The sequence below is a fragment of the Psychrobacter okhotskensis genome, assembly GCF_965638355.1.
GTDB classification, from domain to species: domain Bacteria; phylum Pseudomonadota; class Gammaproteobacteria; order Pseudomonadales; family Moraxellaceae; genus Psychrobacter; species Psychrobacter okhotskensis.
On the sequence record NZ_OZ281822.1, the window covers coordinates 576269 to 599324 of the forward strand.

Sequence of the window (23056 nt, forward strand, 5' to 3'; positions counted from 1 at the left end):
GTATTAAGGCGCAACCGCTCGGCGTGCGTGCAATATGCCAGGCTGTTGTTCAAGTTTGGCTAACAGTTTAGATAAATGCGCCAATCCTGCTACCTCAACATGGAACTTCAAAAAAGCAATATTATCATCGTTACTTGTGGTGTCCACTTGACGGATATTGACGCTTTCTTTATCGATGACTTGAGTCAAGTCGCGTAGTAAGCCACGGCGATCATACGCCTCGATGTGAATGTCTACAGGCTGATAACGCCCGGATTTTGCTCTCCAAGCTGCACTAACAGCGCGCTCAGGATCGCGCTCTATTAGACGTTCATATTCAGGACAGCCACGATTATGAATGCTGACGCCGCGTGATAAGGTGATATATCCTGAGATAGGTTCCCCTTGTATCGGATGACAGCAGCCTGCCAAATTGATCTCGATATTATCCAAACCTTCGATATAAATCTTATAGGCATCCGCTTTGCCCGTGGTTTTTGGGTCGATAGTAGGAGTGAACTCAGCTTTTAGCTTTTCAGGCTCTAAATGTAGCTGCCTGGAGATATGTCCTGTCAGCTGATTCAGACCAATCTCACCGGTGACTAAGCCGACGATAATATCGTCAGGAGTATTGACATGAAAAAACTGAGTGTAGTCATTCAGATCGATACTGTTTGGATGCACCGATAAGCGCTCAAGCTCACGGCTGAGCATATGTCGACCAATCTCAAGGTTTTTATCGCGGTCTTGCTTATTAAACCATTGACGCAGTTTTGAGCGCGCCCGATTGGTATGAATATAACCGAGTGAGGCAACCAGCCAATCACGATTAGGCTCGCGGGACGCTTTGGTAATAATCTCCACTTGTTCGCCAGTTTTTAGCTGATAAGTGAGTGGTACATAGCGTTGATTGACACGTGCAGCTTGGGCACGGTTACCGACTTGCGTATGCACGTAATAAGCAAAATCAAGGACGGTGGCGCCTTTTGGGAGTTCGGTAATATCACCATCACGACTAAAGATATAGATGCGCTCGAGCTCATCAAAATCAACCAGTTGTTCTTCTTCGTCAAACTCAATTTCGTCTAACTCATCGCCCTCCAACATGGACGAGCGTGGTTGATTACGTGTTTCGTTATTAATAGAAAGCAGCTGACGCAGCGAGCTGATTTTTTGATTGAGATAATTGTCTTTTTTGTTTTTCAGCCCTTCTTTGTAATTGACATGAGCACACATGCCAAGCTCGGCCTCAAAGTGCATTTCATGGGTACGAATCTGTACTTCAAGCGATTTGTTTTCGGCAATGACCGCTGTATGTAGCGAGCGATAGCCATTAGATTTGGGATTGGTAATATAGTCATCAAACTGCTCAGGGATATAGCGCCACAGACCGTGTACCAATCCAAGAACATGGTAACAGTCGGAAGGATTGGTCACCAAAACGCGCAACGCACGAATATCATAGAGCTGATCGAAGGATAAACCTTTGAGCTTCATTTTTCGATAGATAGAATAGATGTGCTTGACGCGCCCCGACACTTCACCAGCGATATCTGCTTCCGCCAAGGCTTCATTGAGCTTATCTTGTACTCGCTCGATATAAGACTCACGCTCGCTGCGTTTTTCAGACAATAGCTTGGCGATTTCTTTATAACGCTCAGGAGCGAGATAACGAAAGGCGAGGTCTTCAAGCTCCCATTTAAGTTGGGCAATCCCTAATCTATGGGCCAGTGGGGCATAAATCGTCATGACCTCACGCGCCACCCGGTTTTGCCGCTCTAGATGAGAAAAGGTCAATTCGCGCATGGCAAAGGTACGTTCAGCCAGCTTAATCAGCACCACACGCACGTCATTGGTGACGGAGATGAGCATGCTATAAATATTCGATAGCTGATCACGCTGATTGTTGACGAAGTGGTCTTCTAAGCGTTTGTTACTTTCGATGATTTCCGACAGTTTCCCCATCGCCAAGGTATCTTTGACCAAGGTGGAGATATCCTTGCCAAATTTTTGCTCAATTTCACCCAGACTGATGATTGATTTTCGGGCACTGCGATAGAGCATCGCAGCCACGAGTGCATCTTCGTCTTGATAAAGATAGGTTAAAATATCGGTCATGCCAATACCAGTAACATAGGCACCGGAGCGTTCAGATTCGCTAGTATTCATATGACTACGGATAAAATTACAGGCAGCGCTAAGGTTGGGGACAGACTCTTGCCCGATACGCTTGGCCACATTATCTAACCATGCCGGCACATCAATATTGGCATTATTTAGATCAATCTCTTCAAGCTCCTCTTCTGAGAGAATATGAGCATCGTCTAAAAGCTGATTGTCCAAATATTCGTTTTTGAGATTTGGGTCATGACTGTGGTAAGCGTGTTGTGCAGAGCGATCAAAAGTCGTGTGCAGCTTATGGGTGGCCAGTTGGTATTTGATATCGAGTGGAATTTGAGCATAGCTGTTGGCAGACTGGTGAGAGCGTTGGCTCGCTACCAGTTGTGCCGCTAATGTCGCACTATCGGCTTGTGTGGTCTGTCCATCTACCAACGGTAATCCTTCACGAATTTTTACCATAGCCGACTCCTCTTAGCTATTTCGAATTGATTATAACCTCGTCTACTTTATACAAAACCTCAACTTATAAAACGCATAAGTGGACAGCTATAAATCAATATAGCCGCTAAAAATCCATTTTTAGCAGCCATAGAGTTGTACGTAGCATCTATAAGATTATGAGTGCTAATATCCACTACATGCTGATTAGACAGGCATAAGAAGATCACCTATTATTATCCCACTTTAACAGGACAAATCAAGAGAGGCTCTGTAATGCTCATGTCACTCAGATTGGCATAGCCGTTACTTTAGTAGCGCAATTTGACCTTGTTAATAAATATCTCTAAGACGGTTAATCTCGCGACTACTCGTCACTAGTGCCAACATAAAAGAAAGCATGTAAGCAAAATCATTGCTAAGCAGGTATCTTTTCAAAGCGTGCAATGGACTCGACATGTCCAGTGTGGCAAAACATATCCATCACGCCAGCATGAGTCAGGCGGTAGCCTTGCTCTAACAGTGCTTTGGTATCGCGTGCGAGCGTTGCAGGGTTGCAAGAGACATAGACAATACGCTCGGCATTAAATTTTGGCAGATACTGCATAATCTCCCACGCACCAGAGCGAGGTGGGTCGATAAGTAATGCATCAAAGCCCTGATTGGCCCAAGGCTTGTCAGTACAGTCTTGCGTTAAGTCTTGGCTATAGAATTCGGTGTTATTGATACCGTTACGACGTGCATTGTCAGCGGCGCGTGCGGTCATCGCCTCGCTACCTTCAACACCAACGACAGAACCAGTCTCACCAACCAAGCGTGCCAATGGTAAGCTAAAGTTACCTAGACCACTGAACAAGTCGAGTACGCGTTCGCCGGCTTTTAGGTCTAATAAGTCACAAGCAAGCTTGGTCATCTGACGGTTCACCGATAGATTGACTTGGGTAAAATCTGTTGGAATAAATTCAAAAGTAAGGTCATATTCTGGCAGTTGGTAATATAAACGTCCAAACTGCTCACTCAGGTCATCAGCAGCTGTCAAGGCGATACGCTGAATACTGTCAACGCCTTTCGACTGTAAATACAACTGCCAATTGCGCGCGGCAAAAAACACCTTTAGCTTCTCTATATCAGCGTCTGATAACGGCGCTAAGTTGCGTACAATGAGAGCAACGGGCTGGTTGCCATCTGGCAGCTCTGGCATCTCTTCACCCATCGCCAATTCAAGCTGGGCAATCTTGTCACGGCTCTCTAGAGTGCTGATAAGGGTTTTTAAGTTTTCAAGTTCAAAGCCAATACGGGGATCTAGGATATGACACTCATTTAGCTCAGCCAAAAAGTTACTTGAGCGCTCACGAAAGCCCACCAAGGCAGTTTCTTTTTTGGTCACATAACGCACACCCATTCGTGCTTTGGTACGATAACCGAGGCGATCGCCTATCACAGGAGCGAGCCAATGTTCAGGCTCAGCATTGGCTTGGTGCATCAGCATTTCAGCAAGGACAGATTGTTTAAAGTTAATCTGAGCATCTGGCTGCCAATGCTGCAAGTTACAGCCACCACAGACACCGAAGTGCGGGCAGGGCGGTACTACGCGCTCAGGATTTGGGTTGGCAGTGATGCTGATCGCGTCACCTTCTTCAAAGCTGGTTCGACTATTAGTGAGTTTGACCACAGCGCTTTCACCCGGTAAAGCAAAGCTAACAAAGACTTTTTTGCCATGTTTGTCTACGGCATGACCGTCTTCTTCACTGAAGCCATTGCCATATACAGCCACGCCGCGACCATCGTGCGACAGCCCGTCAATAGTAAACGGTAAGGGTTCAGCCTCTTTCAGACGGCGACGAGTCTTTGACGACGGTTTGGATTTTTTCTTGTTTGGTGGAATAGTAATGGTCTTGGTGTCGTTCACTTGCGGCGTCGCATCAGCTGCGGTAGATGTTTTTGAATCGGTGGGTTGCATAAACCTGCCTTAAATAAATAATAAATAACTAAAAGGTGAGTACAGATATTAGTACAAAGAATAATTTTTATACGGGCGGCGTAAATGACCAATCAGCGATGAATTCTTGATGACGGGCACTACCATCGGCTTGCGTGTAATTGGTTAGATAATCATGGCTTTGCTGCTGCCAAGCATCAAAATCTGGTGAAGACAGTTGACCGGTCAAACGCAGCCAGCGCAGATATATTAACCAAGTATTCATCACGTCAGATTCGCAATAAATAGACAGCGTCTGCCAGTCATCATTGCTCACGAGATCACCAACCATGCTGCCATCGACGCTGGTTTTGCCCGGCAGTCCGTAGAGGCTGGCGACGATATCCATCGCTTCACGGCGACTGGCACCGTATTGGCTAAATCTGTCCATCAAATCAAGATGACGAGTATGGAAACGATTGACATAATTATCGAAGCGCATGTTTTTGATGCGTGCGCCTTCTTCAAACAGCCAAGGCGCTGACAGATCATATTGCATGGCGCGGTAAATCAATACCGGAATATCGAAACCTGAGCCATTCCAGCTGATGAGCTGTGGTAATTTTTCAATGTTACTAAAGGCTCGAAAGAATTTAACGAGAATGTCTTTTTCGCTAAACTTATCTGCGGTCAACGAAAACAACGATAACTTACCATCTTTAATATATAACGCCGAAATACAAACAATACGTTGCAACGGCAAGCGCATAAAGTCATGCCCAGCTTCTTGTATACGTAACGCTGTCAATGCGCTCAGGGCATCCGCATCATTGAGATCTGCCAATTGTGGATAAATACGGCGAGCCGCCGCTGTATCCGCAACGGTTTCAATATCAAAGACCAATATAGGGTCAGAGGGTAGGGCATGTGACATAGATAAACCTAATTAATTTTGAAATTATGGTGCTGCATGGTCTATGCTGTCATCAACGTTATATAAGCCTGTCGATAGATAGCGATCACCACGATCGCAGACAATAAAGGCGATAACGGCATCAGGGTTTTCTTTAGCCACTTGTACGGCAGCCCATGCAGCGGCACCTGAAGATACGCCCGCGAAAATACCTTCGGTTTTGGCCAGTTTGCGCATATATACTTCAGCGATATGTTGGTCAATATCCATCACTTCATCGACCAAATTTGCATCAAAAATACCCGGCATATAAGCGGCAGGCCAACGGCGGATACCCGCAATAGAAGCTTCCTCGTCAGGCTGCAATCCGATAATTTTAATCGCTGGGTTTTGCTCTTTTAAGTATTGTGAGACACCGGTAATAGTACCAGTCGTACCCATCGAGCTAATAAAGTGGGTAATTTTACCGTCAGTTTGCGCCCATAGCTCAGGCCCAGTCGTTAGATAATGCGCTTGTCTGTTATCAGGATTATTAAACTGATCTAAGACGATACCTTTGCCATCGGCTTGCATCTGCAATGCCAAATCACGTGCCGCTTCCATACCTTCGTCCACTTCGATCAACGTCGCGCCATAAGCCATCATGGCGTCTTTGCGCTCTTGGGTCGAGTTGGTTGGCATCAATAGCGTCATTGGATAACCACGCATCGCTGCGACCATAGCCAAGGCAATGCCAGTATTGCCGCTGGTTGCTTCAATCAGCATATCACCAGGCTTGATATCACCGCGCTGTTCTGCCTGATAAATCATATTAAAGGCCGGACGGTCTTTGACAGAACCAGCAGGGTTATTGCCCTCGAGTTTGGCGAGCAGTACGGCACCGTTAGTAATATGTTCTTGCTCAGGCAGACGATGCAATTTGACTAAAGGCGTCTGACCTACGCAGTCGGCAAGATCCGTTACTTGAGTGATAAAGTTGGCGTTTGCCATGGCCGTAGTGGACATAAGGTATCCTTATTGGTTTTTTAGAGGACAATTTATTTAATAATGTGTGCTTTTTAGCCCATTTAGATGACTATCGAGTTAATTGAAGACAGGCCCTAATTAATACACTATTTTTATCGTTTAATAAAAGCTTGAGACCATCAGCGTAAATTCTGAAACCGTCATGATAAATCTTGTCCTATGACAAGGTATTGATGGTGACAGATAAAAAGTTGCGTCATTATATCATTTTGTTTTCAGCCGCGCTGATGACATCAGATATTATTGGTAAATGTCTTGCTAACAAAATGAATCGTTTAAACCTTGCAGACGTCAGTGTTATCAATGAGCGATGTTTCTCTTATAAGCGTTATGAAGGTTAAGATAAGCGCTATGAATGTTTAACAGCCATTCATAAAATCCTGTTAAGATAATCTCGAGCGTCAGTGATAGGCTGCGGCGTAATAAGTGAAAACAGCATACGTATTTATTGTAAAAATATCAGTGGAGAGTCAACCCAGCATGGCATACAAAAAACGTTTTGATACCAGTAGCGCCTATGGCCAGCTGATTATATTGGTGTTTTTACCGATCTGTTTATTAGCAGCGGTTGGCGGTACTCTGGTATTTTATGAGACGATGCGTGCCAGCAACTCAGAGCAAGAAGCATTGGCAGAGGCGGTGCTCATCCGCTATACACCCACGATTGCTGAGCGTATTCCTGAATTATTGGAGCAGCGCCAACAAGCAGCCAGTAAGGTCAATGCTGGCAATGCAGATCAAGCATCGCAAAGAGCTGCCACTACGCTCGGTGGTATCCAAGAGAGGCTTGGGCGTATACAGTCTGAGCAGCATGTCCAGCGTATTGCTATTATTAATCAGGACAATCAAGTACTCGCAACGGTAGGTTATGGCGTTGAAGAAGCGTGGCCTATGATCGAAACGACCGGCAAGTTTTTATCGCAAAAGCCAACACCTATCGGTAACGCCTATGGCAGTATGCTTGGGGATTTTGACGGTCAGCAACTCTGGCTAATGATTGATATGGACAATGAGCCGCTTTATATTGCTCGGTATCGTATTGCCATGGCGCTAGTCATCACGGGCTTGTTCACTATTTTGATATTACTGCTGAGTTTGAATATTTACTCAAAACGTTGGATTGCACCGATTTATGAGTTGCGCTTGCAGTTACAACGTACCCATGTTGACAATCTCTACCAACCTATTCCGGTTGAGTCAAATGGCGAGCTGAATTTGTTGCAACAGGATTTAGTCAGGACGTTGCGCCGCTTACATGGTAGCTTTCAAGAGCTTAAAGACCACGCCGAGCAGACCGAAGATGACTTGCGTTTGGCGTTTGATGAGATGGAAATGCAAAACATCTCTATAAGAAACGCACGTGATGCCGCTATTTCAACCAGCCAAGCCAAATCTGCGTTTTTGGCCAATATCAGCCATGAGTTACGCACGCCGCTCAACAGTATTGACGGCTTTATTAATTTGCTGGCGCGTCATGGTGAGCTCAATCCTGAACAAGACTTATATGTGCAAACCATACGCAAATCGTCGGCACACTTGCTCGCTTTAGTGAACGATGTGTTAGATTTTTCTAAAATCGAAGCGGGCAAATTGGTGCTCGATCGCCATGAGTTTGACTTGTATGACACCATCTATGATGTGGTCGACATGCTGTCACCGGTATCCTCAGAAAAGGGGCTACGCATGGCGGTGCTGTTTTATAATGATGTGCCGATGCGCGTCAATGGCGATGCTTTGCGTCTCAAACAAGTACTGACTAACATCGTGGGCAATGCCATTAAGTTTACGGACAGTGGTGATGTGGTGGTGCGCGTCAGCTTGGATGACCATCGCGACAATTACTTGATGATTAGCGTGCAAGATAGCGGCAAAGGTATTTCTTTAGCTGATCAAAAAATGCTGTTCCAAAGCTTTAGTCAAGGCGATCCGTCAATCACTCGCCAGTATGGTGGTACAGGGCTGGGTTTGGTTATCTCCAAGCAATTAACCCGTTTGATGGGCGGCGATATTGGTTTTTATGATAATGCACAAGAAAACATCGCCAATCAAGGCGCGACGTTCTGGTTTCGGATGCCAGCTCATGTCGATGTGCTAGAAGCTGCTACTGGTCAGACGATTGCGCTACCCGTGTTAGCGCCGCTGGCAAGTGCCACAGATGAGTTTAATGTGTTGGTATGGATCAATCATACGGCGTCCATCCAAGTGCTCAAAGCCAGCTTGCAATACCTACCAATTAAGCTGACCCAAGCCAACTCATTACCCGGTGTACTTGAGTCGTTAAAAGAGCGCGGTAACTATTGGGATTGGGTCATCGTCGATGATGATACACAAGACGATATGATGGCGTTACTCAAACAAATTCGTCTTCATTATCAAGGCAAACTGGCGGTATTTGGCTATCAAGTTGCTGCCGATCAAGCGCTACTCAATCGCTATCATGCCAATATATTGTATGAGCCATTAGACAAACGCCAGCTCTACGCCATGCTCGATACGCAAAAACGCAGCGCACCTAAGAACATGCAAGAGCCTCGCTGGAAAGGCGTGACCGTGCTGGCAGTCGATGATCATTTGCCCAACCTGTTGGTGCTTGATGCCTTGCTCAGCGAGCTTGGTATTCAAGTGATTACGGCGAATAGTGGTTTTGAAGCCATAGAGCTTATCAGCAAGCAACAAACCAAAAATATCAAAACCGCCAAAGCTGATAAACAAAGTCTATCGAAAAAGACTCAAATTTCGAAAGCTGAAACCCGTGATGAGGTAAGTAAATCCGCCAGCAGTTCTGGGTATTCTGAAGAGGCTAATGAAGACAAAGCCAATAATCAGGATAAAACTAGTAATCAGGATAATAATAGTATCGACTTAATATTTATGGATATACAAATGCCGCGGATGTCAGGGCATGAAGCGGCTCGCCAAATCCGTAATATTGAAAATGCTGATAATCGTATTCCTATTATTGCCTTGACGGCTCATGGCTTGGCTGACGAACGTGACAAGCTGCTGGCAAGTGGTATTAATGATTATGTGGGTAAGCCTATTAGCCAACCACAGTTGCTACAAGTGCTGCAAAAGTGGCTAGGACGCACGACGACCGTGGCGCAATTAACCGCTATGCCAGAAGCCCATGCACAACAAGGTACTGATGCTCAAGATTTTAATTCGCAAGATTTTGATGCGCGAAATCATCCTTTAGGCTTGCTGCCAGATGATATATCGCCTGCTTATCCGCTAGTTAAGGGTAATGACGATAATCGTGATCAGGCGTCCGAGGGTATCAATCAGCAAAAAATTACTCGCCCTTTATCATTGAAAAAAATCCGTGATGACTACTTACGAGACAGCCAGCCTCGTGATGACTATAGACGAGAAACGCTGCGCGAAACTCAGCCACGTTATGCAAGTTTGCGCTATCAACAACAACGCCAAGCGTCGTTATTGTATCCTCCTTACCAAGTGTCAAGCGACACAGATGAAGAGATGTCTGCAAGCACGCAGGCCAAATTGGACGACGACATAAACCTCGACCTAAGCGTTAATGATACGAGCAGCTCCCATATCTTAGACTGGCAAGATGCGCTGACTCGTTCAGCCAATAAACCAGATCTCGCAGCCAAGCTTATTATTATGATGATTGATACGATCAATGAGGAAAAACGCGCCCTCACTCAAGCGTGGGATGCCCGTGACCGTAGTGCCCTTGCGCAAATTGCCCATCGTATCTTAGGTGGTAGCCGCTATACTGGTGTGCCGCAGTTGCGTCAGGCCAGCCAAGATTTGGAAGACAAGTGCTTATTGAATGTCCAACATACCACGCCCGCCCAGTTTGCAATGCTTGAACCCTATTATGACGCATTGCTAAGCGCGTTAAGTAATTTACAAGCGCTAGATTTATCGGCTTATCCGCAGCTGAATTATCATCGTTTGAGTGAAAATGATATGACATGGAAAATGATTTAAGACAGCCACCGACAGTGCTACATTTGAATGTTTAAAAGACCCTAATATATCAGCTAGATTTATCTGCCAAATTGACCATCATTTATTGATTAATAGGAGGGATGATATCCTGACAGTCAGTTATTCATAGGGTATGGTAGATATAACCCTGTTAATATTGGCCTCATTAGCAGGATATTTATTTTATTTATTAATAAGGATTGTTATGAACGCGATTGCCACTTATCAGTATAAGACCTTACAAGTGAGCGTGACTGACCACATTCTCACCGTTACCTTAAACCGCCCTGAGAGAAAAAACGCCATGAGCTTTCAGGTGGTCGATGAGTTGATCAAAGTAGCGGGTCGCATCAGTAAAGATAAGACGATACGTGCGGTGATTTTAAATGGTGCCGAAGGGACGTTTTGTGCCGGTATCGATTTGGGTGATTTAAACCATCCAAAAAACCAAGCATTTGCCCTTTGGGAGTTGGTAAAACCTTGGCAGAGCCTTTTTCAGCGCGTCTGTTTGGTTTGGCGTGATGTGCCTGTCCCTGTTATTGCGGTACTAGAAGGCTACTGTATCGGTGCAGGACTACAACTGGCGCTGGCTTGCGATGTTCGTATCAGTCATCCTGATTGCAAGTTGTCTATTATGGAAGCCAAGTGGGGACTCGTGCCAGATATGGGATTGACTCAATCGGCGTTGGGTGTGGTTCGCGCTGATGTCCTAAAAGAGCTGGCGATGAGTGCGCGTACGATTGATGCAACCGAAGGTAAAGAGTTAGGTCTCGTCAGTCATTGTAGCGAGACACCTTTAGAGCAAGCACAACAGCTCGCTGCTGAATTTGCAGAGCGTTCACCAGATGCGGTATTGGCCAGTAAGCGGGTCATTAATGCGATGTATGAACAATCAGCGTTGACGTTATATCAAGAAAAAGTCTGGCAGTTAAAGATGATGTTCGGTCGTAACCGTAAGCTTGCGCTCAGAAAAGCCAAGCAAGCCAGTACCGTATTCGCTAAGCGCCAATTCCGTTAAAAAGTATTAGTCCTCTCTTGATAGAGTGTTTTTGTTGTTAGCGTTTGTTTTATTAACGTCACATGGCTATTGAAATACATGCAGATAGTAAGATATAACACTGTCTGCTTGTGTAGCTGCGCATAACTTGTTTACCTGTGCATAAATAGGCATTATTATTTTTGCTACCAGTTGTTTTTATTCTTAGTGTTGTTGTCTCAAATAAAAGCTGGTACCAAGCAAAGCGTGAATAATAAAATAATAACCATCATACAAAACGGTCTAACTATGTCTGCTCCAAAGTCTTCCTTGCCCAATAAACCGCTTGTCTCTGAACGCGTGCGCTCTGCTGATTTGCCTGTTGCTTGGATTATGATGCTCGGGCTCATTGTGGCGATAGGGCCGCTGTCCATTGATATGTATCTGCCAGCATTACCCGAGATGGGTAAGAGCTTCGGCGTATCGACCGCGTTTATGGCCAACTCGGTGCCAGCGTATTTCTTAGGTTTGGTCTTTGGGCAACTGGTCTATGGCCCTCTAAGTGATCGTATTGGTCGCGTCAAACCGCTATATTTTGGTATGACCCTCTATGTTATCGCCTCGATTGTCTGTGCGACGACGGATAATGAATATGTGCTGTTTGCAGGACGTACCTTTCAAGCCCTCGGAGGTTGTGTGGGGGCAGTGGTTACTCGTGCGGCGATTCGTGATCGCCTGACTGCCAAGCAAACGGCCAAAGCTTTTTCTATCATGATATTGGTGATGGGCTTAGCGCCGATATTAGCACCATCACTGGGTGCGCTATTTTTGCGCTTCTTTAGCTGGCACTCTATTTTTTGGTTTTTAGCGGCTTTTGGTACGCTTAACTTATTGCTTACCAAATTTTTCTTTTTTGAAACGCTGACTGAAGAAAACCGCAATGTACGCCCTGCCAAAGAAGTCTTGAGTCAGTATTGGGATTTATTAAAAGACCCTACCTTTAATTATCCCGCGATTGGCGGCGGTCTCTTGATGGGAGCGATGTTTGTTTATATTAGCTCGGCCTCTGAGCTAATCATGGATACTTATGGAGTGTCAGCAACCCATTTCGGCTGGTTATTTGGTATGAATGCAGCCGGTTTTGTCGCTTTAACCCAGCTAAACCAATGGCTGACCAATCGCTTTCGTATCCTAAGTATTTTGCGTTTTGGGGCGATGATGCAGGTTATCTCTGCAGGTATTTTGTTTGTGGTAGGGATTATCTTTGGGGTAGAGGCGTGGCTGCCTTTGGTATTGGCCTGTATTTTCTTTTGTATTGCTGGTCTTGGTTTGACTCAGCCAAATGCCTCCGCAATTGCATTAGCCTTTCAAAAACGCCGCGCAGGTATGGCAAGTGCGCTACAAGGCTCGCTCATGTTTTCAGTAGGTATTTTTGGCGGTTTGTTATTAAATCTATTTCCAGTCAATCCGGTACTTAAGATTGGTATCGCCCTGTTTTCTCTAATGAGTCTTGGTTGCTTTTTAATCTGGCAGATAGACCGCAATCTAAATCTTGATGATGCCGAATGATCGATTGACTGAGTAACTAAATCGTCAGTTGAATCAGTTCTTACTTACTTGTTAAGGAGCACTCAAACGTTTTAGGCGTTATGGGTGCTTTTTTATGCGCCTTATATTACCGAATCCTATATACATTTTTGACTGCGGTTTTATAAACAAGAATCTTTTATTAGGCTGGATTTTTCTATATTTATAGGAAAATATTCTAAATGCATCCCTTATGGCAAACAAATGTAATTCAAAATTATATGCGCTATTTGCTATATATAACCATTTGTATATAAGCCTTAAACATAATTATTGCAATCATAGAGTTGCTCGATTATTATCCTACGTAACTTTATGTAAGCAAATATTATCTAACTATTATGCGACCTTGCTAGATTGTTATTCACTAGAATTTAGAAAAACCTTAAACTTTAAGGATAGGATATGAAGCAAATATATCGGATGTTACCGATTGTGTTAAGTGTTGGCTTATTCGGATGTGGTAATTCTTCTACTCAAGAGAGCGTAAGCTCGACTGGCAAGGCGATAGCGACAGAAAGTAAAGATGATTTTGTCAGTAAACTACCTGATACTGCGCCAACATTAAAGGTTGCTACTACGGGGACGATGCCACCATTCTCGTTCCAAGATGATTACGGCAATATGCAAGGCATCGACATTGATTCTATCCGTGCAATTGGTGAAGAGCAGGGTTTTAAGGTCGAGTTTTATAAAGAGACTTGGCAGAATATGTTCGACAGTGTGGCGTCAGGTGGTCGTGATTTAGCGATATCTGGTATCTCTTATAAGGACGACCGTGCAGAAAAATACGGCTTATCTGATCCTTACTTTTTTAATCCCTCTTCAATCATGTATGCTAAAAGCGAGGTAAAAATCGGTGGTATACAGGATTTAGCTGGCATGCATGTAGCGGCGATGGAAGGCTCCAAGCAAGAAGATCAGCTCAAGGCAATGGGCCAATATAGCGAGATGACTACCAGAAGCACCGCTTTTTTGCTCTTTGAAGACTTAATGCAAGGCAAGGTTGATGTGATTTTGCATGATTTGCCTATCTTGCAATATACGGCAAAAAACCATCCAGAGTATGACGTCACTATCGTCCCTTATGAAGGCGCGGATAATCCATCAGCGCAGCAAGTCATATTGATGGCGAAGGGTAACAGCAAGCTTATCAATACCGTCAATGAAGGGATTGCCAAGCTTGAGAAGAAAGGCACATTTAAGCAAATCGATGAGCAGTGGTTGGGTGGGTCTGAGCCGGCTACTAAAAGCACTACTACCAATCAGCAATCGAACTAAGGGGCTATAAAAGATGGCAACCACACATAATGTTGACAACAAACGCTATCGCAGTCTGATTGTTTCAATTGCACTGTTTTTATCATTGATTGGCGCTTTGCTGGCCTTTACTTTTTATACCTCTAGCTTGCTCGAAAGAAACACAGTCTTAATCGACCAAACCAACCAAGTCGCCAATAGTGCGCAAGCGGTAATCAAAGATCTATTCGACTTAGATAGTAGTTATGGCGAGGACACCAGCTCTCCGCATATTCAGCGAGTGTTGGAGCGTTTGGAACAAAACACCGCGCTTATCACCAACTCGATTACGGCGATTGGGCAGGGCGGAGAGATTACCGATATTGAGGGTAACAATTATAAATTACCAAAGATTAATGAGAATTCTCAAACCAAAATTGGCGCTGCTAATGAGCAGTGGCAACTTTTGGAGCCAAAGATTCAAAGCTACCTAAAAGATGCTGATAACATCATGGTTGACTCCTCTGATGAATTGATTCAAGCAGTTGAGCAGGCCAAAACCTCCAGTTTGTTTATCAACGAATCGTTAGATCAGCTTACTGATGAAGTGTTTATTAACGCTGAGCGCCAAGCGGATACCATTCGTTTGATTCAGGTGCTGGGTGTTGCGGCTATCTTTGCCTATTTCTTGATTTTCGTTTTCTTCTTCGTTCGTCGTCTGCGCGATACCGATGCAGAAGCTTTGGCTGCTCGTCGTGAAACCCAAGAAATCATGGAGACGGTGAATACAGGGCTTTTCTTGCTAGACAAAGACTTGAATATCGGTCAGCAGCATTCTCGCGCATTGACCAACATTATAGGTGCTGACAGCTTAGCTGGAGAGAACTTTACCAATGTCTTACGAGGCCGTATTTCTGATAAAGATCTGAATACCACCCGTCAATTCATTGAGCAGCTATACAATCCACGTGTCAAAGAAAAACTGGTCGATTCTTTAAACCCATTAAACAAAGTCATGCTGCACAATGCTCACGGAGCAGAGGGTGCTGACAGTCGTTATTTAGACTTTAAGTTTTCGCGAGTTTATGAAAATAAAGACATCGCTCGTATTTTGGTCAACGTCAATGACGTGTCCGACGCGGTATATTTAGAACAGCGTCTAGAAAAAGAACGCTCACAAAATGACATGCAAATCGAGATGCTAACAACTATCTTGAATGTGAATCCAAAAATTATTAACGAATTTATTAGCAATACCAAAGCGCACATCGACAAAATGAATAACATTTTGAAAAACCCAGGTAGCTCGCAATTTGAGCTAGAAGGCAAGCTCAATGCTATCTATCGTGAAATGCACAGCCTAAAAGGCGAAGCTTCTGCGTTAAAACTGCACAGCTTTACCAAAATTGCCTCCGATGCAGAAGACAAGCTGGATGCGTTGCAAAATCAGGGCAAGCTATCGGGTAATAACTTCTTGCCGTTAGCTGTACATTTAGATGACTTGCTCAGCCTATCGAATACCATTGAAACACTGGGCGAACGTATCAATCAAGCGACACCAAAAAGCGCGGCTGCGACCAAGTCAGTAGCACCATTAGCCACGCCTGCCTCTAATATTGAGAAGTCAGAAGTTGCCTCTAGCGACAGCGCATCAACGCATCATTCAGCCATCAGCATGCCTATTGCCGGCGGTAATGATATTGATTTGAGTGACGAGTCGGATGACGATCAGCTGTCTTATTATCAAAGCTTTGCGCAAGACATCGCGGCAAGACAAGGCAAGCAAGTGCAACTAAAGAGTCAGACGTTAGCGCAGGCGGCGATACCAGCCCATCTTAAAAATGTCGTCAAAGAAATCAGTATTCAGCTATTACGTAATGCTGTTGTACATGGTATCGAAACGCCTGCAGCGCGTCAGTCAGCTAACAAGCCGGCCGTGGGTACTATTGATTTAGAAGTACAGAGCGACAGCCGTGATCTCATTATTACTTTGCAGGATGACGGACAAGGTATCGATTACGACAGCATTCGCCAAAAACTTATCACCAAAGGTCGCTTTAGTGCAGACGCTGCCGCACAGCTGAATCAGGGTGAGCTATTAAAGCAACTGTTTACCTCAGGGTTTTCGACCAAAGAGCAAGCGGATGAAGATGGTGGTCGCGGTGTGGGCTTGGATATTATCAAAGCGCAAGTAAAAGAGTATGACGGTAAGCTCAACGTCAATAGTGAGCTTGGTCAAATGACTCGCTTTACCATTACCTTGCCTAAAGCTTAATTGAGGATAAGAAAGACGTTATGTATAAATTAATGATTGTTGATGATTCTAATATCATCCGAAACCGTATCCAGCGCGCGTACGATTCAGGAAAATTTATGTTGGTGGCCACGGCGACCAGCGGTGTGCAAGCCATTGAAAAATTCAATGTGCATCGTCCTGACGTCGTCACCATGGATTTAACCATGCCACAAATGGATGGTCTGGAATGTATCGAAAAAATAATTGCCATTGATCCAGAAGTTCGAATTTTAGTGGTGTCAGCCTTATCTGATAAATCGACTGGCATTGAGGCATTATCGTTGGGTGCGAGTGGGTTTTTATGTAAGCCTTTTTCAGAAGAAGAGCTTGTCGAGTCTTTACATGAGCTGATGCAAGACTAATTCTAGCCAACGATTTAAGCAGATGTCATTATGAAAGAACAACATTTACATATTTTTTTGAATATCATCACCAACTATTTTAATCAGTTCGGTAGTGAAGCACTGATCGTTGATACGCCTTATTTACTAGAAAATAAACAGCCAAAAGTCTACGACTATACTGGTGTAATCGGCATATCGGGCGTGCAAAAAGGCGTGGTATATTTTTCTGCTACTCATGAGCTATTGGCAGGTATTTTGGACAGTATGGGTGAAACGGATAAAAGTGAAGACAATTTTGTCGATCTTGCTGGCGAAGTGGCCAACACCATTGCTGGCAACGCTCGCCAAGAGTTCGGTGCAAAATTTCATATCTCTGTACCCTTGGTGTTTAAGGGCGCACCGCAAAGTATTATTTTGCCCAAAGATGAGCGTTCTTTTATCATTCCCGTTACTTGGCGCGGTCAAGTCGGTGAAATTGTGGTTTGTTTGCAAGATTAAGCGCAGCACTCACACCTCATCGATGTTAGCTATGGACAATACACTATTATGGTTAAAGTAGAAAAATTAGGCGTCTTTTTAAGCTCAATCAGCGCATTCTTTGCGCAGATTGATGAAGCGCCAGTGGCGATTGATACACCGTATTTGAACAGCAATAAAAGTGCCGTTGGTTATGATTATAGCGGCATTATTAAGATATCTGGGCCTATTGAAGGCTGCGTTTATGTGAGCGCGCCAAGCGTGATGTTGCGAGAAGTCATAAAAGTGATGGGCGAGCCCGATTCGTCGATTACGATGATGAAAGACTTGCTGGGTGAGATGACCAATACCATCTCAGGCAATGCGCGTACGGAGTTTGGCTCAGATTTTATTATCTCGCCGCCCAAGATTATTGAGGGCGCGCCAAGCATCTCTTATTTACCAAAAGATCGCCAAAGCTATGTCACGCCATTTACTTGGCGTGGTTATGAAGCGGTGATTGGTATTTGTATCGCTTAGGGCGTGTTTGATCGTCTGAGCATGGCACTGAACGTAGCTGTTCGTGGATCTAATGATAGTAATCAGCGAAAAAACGACGTTAAAGCGTCGTTTTTTTATGGTTTTTATCCAAAAAATTGTTTCATACCTTGTTCATTTATTTGATATTTAACTTGCGCGTCTCATAATAATAGCGCTAGCAGTGAGCTATGCTTTTATGATAAAATACAGCCCAGTTATTTTTAATCATATAGTATTCTATACGTTCAAATTATAGCTCATTTTTTAAACCAACCCATCAACCAATGACACACACATCATGGCAAAAAATTGCTGGGTGTTTGGCGACTTGATTAATTTGCAAAAAGTTAGTGCGATATTTATCAGCACTAATCATTAGCAAATGCGTGTCGCTAGATAGGCAGTTTTTGTGATGTGGAGGCATAACCCAACCAATAGGAATTTCACATGGCTACAAAGAATCCAACCAAAATCGAAATGCGCGACCTACTACAAGCCGGCGCTCACTTTGGTCACCAAACACGTTTTTGGAATCCAAAAATGGGACCATATATCTTTGGTGCCCGTAACAAGATTCACATCATCAACTTAGAGCACACGGTAAAAGCGTTTAACGAAGCATTGACTTACGTAAACGGCTTAGCTGCTAAGAAAAATAAAGTATTGTTCGTTGGTACTAAACGCGCTGCTAGCGGTATCATCCGTGAACAAGCTGCCCGCGCTGGTATGCCATACGTTGACCATCGCTGGTTAGGTGGTATGCTTACCAACTGGAAAACCCTTCGCCAGTCAATCAACCGTCTAAAAGAGCTAGAAAAACAAGCAGAAGACGGTACTTTCGCTAAGCTTACTAAGCGTGAAGCATTAGAGCGTACTCGCGATATGGAGAAACTTGAGCGTTCATTAGGCGGTATCAAAGACATGGGCGGCCTACCTGACGCAATCTTCGTTGTAGACGTGGATCATGAAGCGATCGCTATCAAAGAAGCCAAGAATCTAGGTATCCCAGTTATCGGTATCGTTGATACCAACTCTAACCCTGATAACGTTGATTACATCATTCCAGCAAACGATGATGCTATCCGTGCCGTGACTTTGTATGTAACTTCTATGGCTGATGCGATTATTGCTGGTAAAGAATACGCACAGACTCAAGCAGGCGGCAAAGCTGATCAAGAGCAACCTGTAGAGCAAGCAGCTACTGAAGCAGCACCAGCTGAAGCGGCTACCGAAGAAGCAGCCACTCCAGCAGAATAAATAGCTGACCCAAAAGGTTTACCTTTGTAAGGATATCTTGATAGTGACTCTGTCAGCATCCATATAAAGATATTAACAGCGTATAAGCTCACAATAGGCATGATGTAGTTCTACTCGTCATGCCTTGTTGTTGATGAATTGCTCGTTATTAGGTGAGTATTATCGCTTATAGTTGGACTCGTGATACTCAGTGTCTGCTATCACAATGACTTCAGTTGTCACGATCAACGATGTGCACTTTCATCACCACAAGAGCAATATAGTATTGATAAACAGTACTTATAAAATACAGTATCTGTAAACAATATTTATAAACAGTATAAAAATATTGAATAGAAGTTAAGCACTCACATACATAACAATACTCACATACATAATAAAAGGTAACTCTTATGTCAGAAGTAAAAGTATCTGCCAAAATGGTAAAAGAATTGCGCGACCGTACTGGTCTTGGCATGATGGAATGTAAAAAAGCGTTGGAAGAATCAAACGGTGATGTCGAAACTGCCATTGATAACCTACGTAAGTCTGGTCAAGCCAAAGCCGCTAAAAAAGCGGGTAACATTGCAGCTGACGGCGCTATCATCATCGCTCAAGGCGAAAACAAAGCATTCTTGTTAGAAGTTAACTGCCAGACTGATTTCGTTGCAAAAGATGACAGCTTCAATGCATTTGCAGAAAAAGTGGCTAGCATTGCTCTAGAGAACAACGTGACTGACGTTGCTGCTATCGCTGAATTACCATATGGCGATGGTCAAACCGTTGAAGAAGCACGTGTATCATTGGTACAAAAAATCGGTGAAAATATCCAGATTCGCCGTGTTGAAGTACTTGAAGGCGCTAACATCGCTGCATACCGTCATGGCCTGCGTATCGGTGTAGTGGTATCTTATGAAGGCGGCAGCGCAGACACTGGCAAAAACCTTGCCATGCATATCGCTGCGTTTAACCCAGTTGCCGTCGATGACGAAAACGTCGCTGCTGATGTACTAGCGCGCGAAAAAGACATCATCGAAGCCAAAGCCAAAGAATCTGGCAAACCTGACAACATCGTTGAAAAAATGATTGAAGGTGGCCTACGTAAGTACCTAGACGAAGTAACGTTATTGCGTCAGCCATACGTCATGGACAACGAGAAAAAAGTTGGTGACGTATTGAAAGCTGAAGGCGTAAAAGTACTTGGCTTTAAACGTCTAGAAGTTGGTGAAGGCATTGAGAAGAAGCAAGAAGATTTCGCTGCTGAAGTTGCTGCAACTCAAGCACTAGCTAATAAGTAAGTTTTAAAATGCAGTAAGTGCTGAGTTTGTTTTTGCTCAGTACTTATAGATTGTTTGACATAAGAAGCAATCAAGCACAAAAAAGCCCGTTATTTAATAACGGGCTTTTTTGTGTCTGCTGATTTAGTTATATCATTAACAGTTATAGTCAAAACATCCTAAAAACGCGACAGTATTGCTGATATCAATTTTTTGCAGCCTCTGTCTGCGCAGGCACAGCAAGCAAGAAAAATTGATATCAGCAGTGCGTGATGTATTGATATTACTTTTCGCTGATCATTATGTCACTATATTAACGTAAGGCCGCATACGCTGAATTGGCATAACTGGCGCTATTGGTATTGCTGCTAGTGCCATAACTGACTTTTTGCATGCCATTACTAGCAGTGGTATTGCTGTTGCTGGCGCTCATGCTACTACCAGACAAACCTGAGTCATTTTTATATAAGCTGTGATAGCGGCTCATGACGCTTTTGACATAGTTGCGAGTTTCTTTAAACGGCGGGATGCCACCATATTTATCGACGTTACCTTCACCCGCATTATAACCGGCCACCGCATGTTCGACGTTATTATTAAAGCGGCGCATCAACCAAGCGATATATTTAGCAGACCCTTCGATATTGTCGGCAGGATTCCAAGGATTGCTCACTTTGAAGCGGCGGGCAGTGGCTGGCATTAGCTGCATTAGGCCTTGAGCACCCACAGGCGAGCGCGCGTTGGGATTGAATGCGGATTCGGTATGCATCATGGCTTTCATGAGGGCAGGATCTACACCATTACGCTCGGCAGAGGCGCGAATATAACTGTCATAAGCGTTGCGGCTACCGCTACTACTTGCTGTGCTGTTACCATAATCACTACCGCTGCTATTACTGCCATCATACATCTTAGAGTCTTTGTAGTAAGTCACTTTCACTTTTTTGGTAAATTTATCAAAGTTGCCACTAGGATTGACATTGGTGAGCAGTACTTGTCCGCCTTTGTCTTTATAGATATACATATTGCCTGCGTGAGCAGTCATCGAAAGCGTGGAGAAGGTAAGTGTACTAGCAATGGTGCTGAGTAAAAGCGGAGACAAACAGCGGGTAATCAAAGGGGAGATATTTATCATAGAGATATCACTTTTTATCGAATAATAGCAAATTGTTTTGCCTATAGGCGCGTCATGTTGCGCGTTAAAGCGGTTACCGTGTTTGCAGGATTTTATAGCTATAAAGAAGATAGCCACCTAGCAATAACCACGCTTAACAAGAAACCACTTGCGATAGATACAAAAAATAATAGTTGCTTACTATAACATATAATAACTTTTTAGCGCATAGGATTAGCAGAACAAAGCACAAAAGCCGCCTTTAATTTGTAAAAAAATCAACACACTAAGGGTTTTAAGCGCATCGATTGCATACTTGCTTCAGTGTTTTTAAGTTGATACAAACGCCTCAATAGACGGACTGCGACGGTAAATGATCAGTAAAGACGAAAAATTGGCCACAATAGTGATGGGTTTTCTAAACGCTCTTAAACGGAAAAGGCACTGATAAAAATAGGTACCCACACGGCAGTGACCAAACCATTAACTGCCAAACCAAAGGCTGCATAACGACCGGCAGTGTGGCTAATTTGCCAAGCTTCTACCGTGCCGAAAGCATGAGCAGCCAAGCCAAGTGCCAAACCTTTAGCACGATCATCATCGATACTGCGAAACAAAAAGCGCGCTAGAGTACCACCGATTAGACCTGAGACAATAATAATCAAGTTAGCCATGGCCAGTGGCGCTTTAATCAAATCGGCGACGCTCAAACCAATGGGTGTAGTGACTGAACGGGTGGCAAACGCCAATATAGTGTCATGACTTAAGGAAAACAGGTACGCCAATGACATGGGTAGTAACGCACCAATAACGCTGGCCATGGCTACGATTAAGGTCAGCTTCTTGACTGGTAAGCCTTTAAAATTCATCGCCGCTAATGGCACGGCTAACAGTACCGTTACATACCCTAATAGATGGTCAAATACGGGCTTGGCAACGCTATAATAATTATTGTAATCCCATTGCAGGATGAATAAGAATAAAAGGACAAGCCCCAAAGCGGTAATCACCATCGGTAGCCACGATAGCTTACGTGCCAGTACGCGGGCAATGACGTGCGCTGCCAAGGTTAATAATATTGCTGCAAGGGTTGCCATCAATACACTATCAAAAGTCATTACATCTCCTTGGTCACACAGCTCAAGGCTGCTGTTCTTGCTTATGAGTAGTATTGGTATTTGCGCTATTGCTTAGCCAGTGATTGGCAAGGATAGCAAGTCCCCATAGCGGAATGAGCGTACTGATCAACATAGTCAGCATCACACCCCAAAACTCATCCCCTAAGGCAAATAGCAGCAAGCCTGCTCCAGCTGACACGGGCAAAAAAGCAAAGCCACTATCGACCAATAAAGTGTTGCTGGCTTGGGTGAGCCAACTGGGCAGACCTTTGAGTAATCGCCATACCATCAAAATAAGGAACATGGCGACTAGGCCAACGATATTGGCCGCTTTTTCGATACCTGCCCACTGACAGATAATAACGGCAGATTCGCGGACAAAGATGACCATGATCAATGTTAGGATGACGGACATCCATAGGGGCATACGCGAGGAATGAGTGGACTTCATAAGCAGTTTTGGCCAATTCAGAGAGAGTGTATTTATAAGCGCGAGTCGGCATAGAGCCACGAGCATG

17 protein-coding genes are annotated in these 23056 nt (G+C 44.2%); 10 read left to right on the top strand and 7 right to left on the bottom strand.

Going from position 1 to position 23056, the window contains the following annotated elements; all coding sequences use genetic code 11:
- Positions 1 to 3: 3 nt before the first annotated feature.
- The 4 genes from ACSUPM_RS02400 to cysM form a co-directional block, all read right to left on the bottom strand.
- The gene (locus ACSUPM_RS02400) at positions 4 to 2559 is read right to left on the bottom strand and encodes a RelA/SpoT family protein (RefSeq protein WP_436880147.1); all 2556 of its coding nucleotides are present in this window, start codon (positions 2557 to 2559) and stop codon (positions 4 to 6) included.
- A 397-nt stretch (positions 2560 to 2956) separates the two neighbouring features.
- A complete protein-coding gene (gene rlmD, locus ACSUPM_RS02405; protein ID WP_201582374.1) occupies positions 2957 to 4498 on the bottom strand; it encodes a 23S rRNA (uracil(1939)-C(5))-methyltransferase RlmD in 1542 nt (513 codons plus the stop codon).
- Between the two features lie 67 nt (positions 4499 to 4565).
- Positions 4566 to 5390: a 3'-5' exonuclease gene (locus ACSUPM_RS02410; RefSeq protein ID WP_025650916.1), complete on the bottom strand. Its 825-nt coding sequence runs from the start codon at positions 5388 to 5390 to the stop codon at positions 4566 to 4568.
- A 24-nt stretch (positions 5391 to 5414) separates the two neighbouring features.
- On the bottom strand, positions 5415 to 6374 hold the full coding sequence (gene cysM / locus ACSUPM_RS02415; protein ID WP_025650917.1) for a cysteine synthase CysM: 960 nt from the start codon (positions 6372 to 6374) through the stop codon (positions 5415 to 5417).
- A gap of 501 nt (positions 6375 to 6875) precedes the next feature.
- Here cysM and ACSUPM_RS02420 point away from each other — a divergent pair.
- From ACSUPM_RS02420 to tsf, 10 genes are all read left to right on the top strand, one after another.
- Entirely contained in the window at positions 6876 to 10355 is a 3480-nt protein-coding gene (locus ACSUPM_RS02420) for an ATP-binding protein (protein WP_201616457.1), read from the top strand.
- A 205-nt stretch (positions 10356 to 10560) separates the two neighbouring features.
- Positions 10561 to 11373: a crotonase/enoyl-CoA hydratase family protein gene (locus tag ACSUPM_RS02425; protein ID WP_201631563.1), complete on the top strand. Its 813-nt coding sequence runs from the start codon at positions 10561 to 10563 to the stop codon at positions 11371 to 11373.
- A 267-nt stretch (positions 11374 to 11640) separates the two neighbouring features.
- On the top strand, positions 11641 to 12900 hold the full coding sequence (locus ACSUPM_RS02430) for a multidrug effflux MFS transporter (RefSeq protein ID WP_101211810.1): 1260 nt from the start codon (positions 11641 to 11643) through the stop codon (positions 12898 to 12900).
- A 423-nt stretch (positions 12901 to 13323) separates the two neighbouring features.
- Positions 13324 to 14199, top strand: coding sequence for a substrate-binding periplasmic protein (locus tag ACSUPM_RS02435; RefSeq protein WP_101211811.1), 876 nt, complete (start codon positions 13324 to 13326; stop codon positions 14197 to 14199).
- 13 nt (positions 14200 to 14212) lie between these two features.
- Positions 14213 to 16432: an ATP-binding protein gene (locus ACSUPM_RS02440; protein ID WP_201631559.1), complete on the top strand. Its 2220-nt coding sequence runs from the start codon at positions 14213 to 14215 to the stop codon at positions 16430 to 16432.
- A gap of 20 nt (positions 16433 to 16452) precedes the next feature.
- The gene (locus ACSUPM_RS02445; protein WP_350587751.1) at positions 16453 to 16815 is read left to right on the top strand and encodes a response regulator; all 363 of its coding nucleotides are present in this window, start codon (positions 16453 to 16455) and stop codon (positions 16813 to 16815) included.
- A 30-nt stretch (positions 16816 to 16845) separates the two neighbouring features.
- Positions 16846 to 17295 carry a chemotaxis protein CheX gene (locus tag ACSUPM_RS02450; protein WP_101211814.1) on the top strand — a complete coding sequence of 150 codons (450 nt, stop codon included), beginning with the start codon at positions 16846 to 16848 and terminating at the stop codon, positions 17293 to 17295.
- 48 nt (positions 17296 to 17343) lie between these two features.
- A complete protein-coding gene (locus ACSUPM_RS02455; RefSeq protein WP_101211815.1) occupies positions 17344 to 17793 on the top strand; it encodes a chemotaxis protein CheX in 450 nt (149 codons plus the stop codon).
- A gap of 447 nt (positions 17794 to 18240) precedes the next feature.
- The gene (rpsB, locus tag ACSUPM_RS02460; RefSeq protein ID WP_025650922.1) at positions 18241 to 19050 is read left to right on the top strand and encodes a 30S ribosomal protein S2; all 810 of its coding nucleotides are present in this window, start codon (positions 18241 to 18243) and stop codon (positions 19048 to 19050) included.
- Between the two features lie 392 nt (positions 19051 to 19442).
- The gene (gene tsf, locus ACSUPM_RS02465) at positions 19443 to 20327 is read left to right on the top strand and encodes a translation elongation factor Ts (protein WP_025650923.1); all 885 of its coding nucleotides are present in this window, start codon (positions 19443 to 19445) and stop codon (positions 20325 to 20327) included.
- Between the two features lie 292 nt (positions 20328 to 20619).
- On the opposite strand, the gene ACSUPM_RS02470 is transcribed toward tsf, so the two are convergent.
- The 3 genes from ACSUPM_RS02470 to ACSUPM_RS02480 all read right to left on the bottom strand — a co-directional run bounded on the left by ACSUPM_RS02470 (position 20620) and on the right by ACSUPM_RS02480 (position 22953).
- Positions 20620 to 21441 (bottom strand): lytic transglycosylase domain-containing protein, encoded by an 822-nt coding sequence (locus tag ACSUPM_RS02470; RefSeq protein WP_025650924.1) that lies wholly within the window; start codon positions 21439 to 21441, stop codon positions 20620 to 20622.
- A gap of 407 nt (positions 21442 to 21848) precedes the next feature.
- Complete coding sequence (locus ACSUPM_RS02475; protein ID WP_025650925.1) at positions 21849 to 22538, bottom strand: LrgB family protein; 690 nt, start codon at positions 22536 to 22538, stop codon at positions 21849 to 21851.
- A 22-nt stretch (positions 22539 to 22560) separates the two neighbouring features.
- Positions 22561 to 22953, bottom strand: coding sequence for a CidA/LrgA family protein (locus tag ACSUPM_RS02480; RefSeq protein ID WP_436880148.1), 393 nt, complete (start codon positions 22951 to 22953; stop codon positions 22561 to 22563).
- Between the last annotated feature and the right edge of the window lie 103 nt (positions 22954 to 23056).

Excerpts from the sequence above, each read along its gene's own strand:
- ACSUPM_RS02430 (WP_101211810.1), top strand. The coding sequence starts at position 11,641 with ATGTCTGCTCCAAAGTCTTCCTTGCCCAATAAACCGCTTGTCTCTGAA.
- ACSUPM_RS02480 (WP_436880148.1), bottom strand. The coding sequence starts at position 22,953 with ATGTCCGTCATCCTAACATTGATCATGGTCATCTTTGTCCGCGAATCT.
- ACSUPM_RS02475 (WP_025650925.1), bottom strand. The coding sequence starts at position 22,538 with ATGACTTTTGATAGTGTATTGATGGCAACCCTTGCAGCAATATTATTA.
- tsf (WP_025650923.1), top strand. The coding sequence starts at position 19,443 with ATGTCAGAAGTAAAAGTATCTGCCAAAATGGTAAAAGAATTGCGCGAC.
- ACSUPM_RS02420 (WP_201616457.1), top strand. The coding sequence starts at position 6,876 with ATGGCATACAAAAAACGTTTTGATACCAGTAGCGCCTATGGCCAGCTG.
- ACSUPM_RS02445 (WP_350587751.1), top strand. The coding sequence starts at position 16,453 with ATGTATAAATTAATGATTGTTGATGATTCTAATATCATCCGAAACCGT.
- ACSUPM_RS02440 (WP_201631559.1), top strand. The coding sequence starts at position 14,213 with ATGGCAACCACACATAATGTTGACAACAAACGCTATCGCAGTCTGATT.
- ACSUPM_RS02435 (WP_101211811.1), top strand. The coding sequence starts at position 13,324 with ATGAAGCAAATATATCGGATGTTACCGATTGTGTTAAGTGTTGGCTTA.
- ACSUPM_RS02450 (WP_101211814.1), top strand. The coding sequence starts at position 16,846 with ATGAAAGAACAACATTTACATATTTTTTTGAATATCATCACCAACTAT.
- cysM (WP_025650917.1), bottom strand. The coding sequence starts at position 6,374 with ATGTCCACTACGGCCATGGCAAACGCCAACTTTATCACTCAAGTAACG.
- ACSUPM_RS02425 (WP_201631563.1), top strand. The coding sequence starts at position 10,561 with ATGAACGCGATTGCCACTTATCAGTATAAGACCTTACAAGTGAGCGTG.
- ACSUPM_RS02455 (WP_101211815.1), top strand. The coding sequence starts at position 17,344 with ATGGTTAAAGTAGAAAAATTAGGCGTCTTTTTAAGCTCAATCAGCGCA.
- rpsB (WP_025650922.1), top strand. The coding sequence starts at position 18,241 with ATGGCTACAAAGAATCCAACCAAAATCGAAATGCGCGACCTACTACAA.
- ACSUPM_RS02470 (WP_025650924.1), bottom strand. The coding sequence starts at position 21,441 with ATGATAAATATCTCCCCTTTGATTACCCGCTGTTTGTCTCCGCTTTTA.
- rlmD (WP_201582374.1), bottom strand. The coding sequence starts at position 4,498 with ATGCAACCCACCGATTCAAAAACATCTACCGCAGCTGATGCGACGCCG.
- ACSUPM_RS02400 (WP_436880147.1), bottom strand. The coding sequence starts at position 2,559 with ATGGTAAAAATTCGTGAAGGATTACCGTTGGTAGATGGACAGACCACA.
- ACSUPM_RS02410 (WP_025650916.1), bottom strand. The coding sequence starts at position 5,390 with ATGTCACATGCCCTACCCTCTGACCCTATATTGGTCTTTGATATTGAA.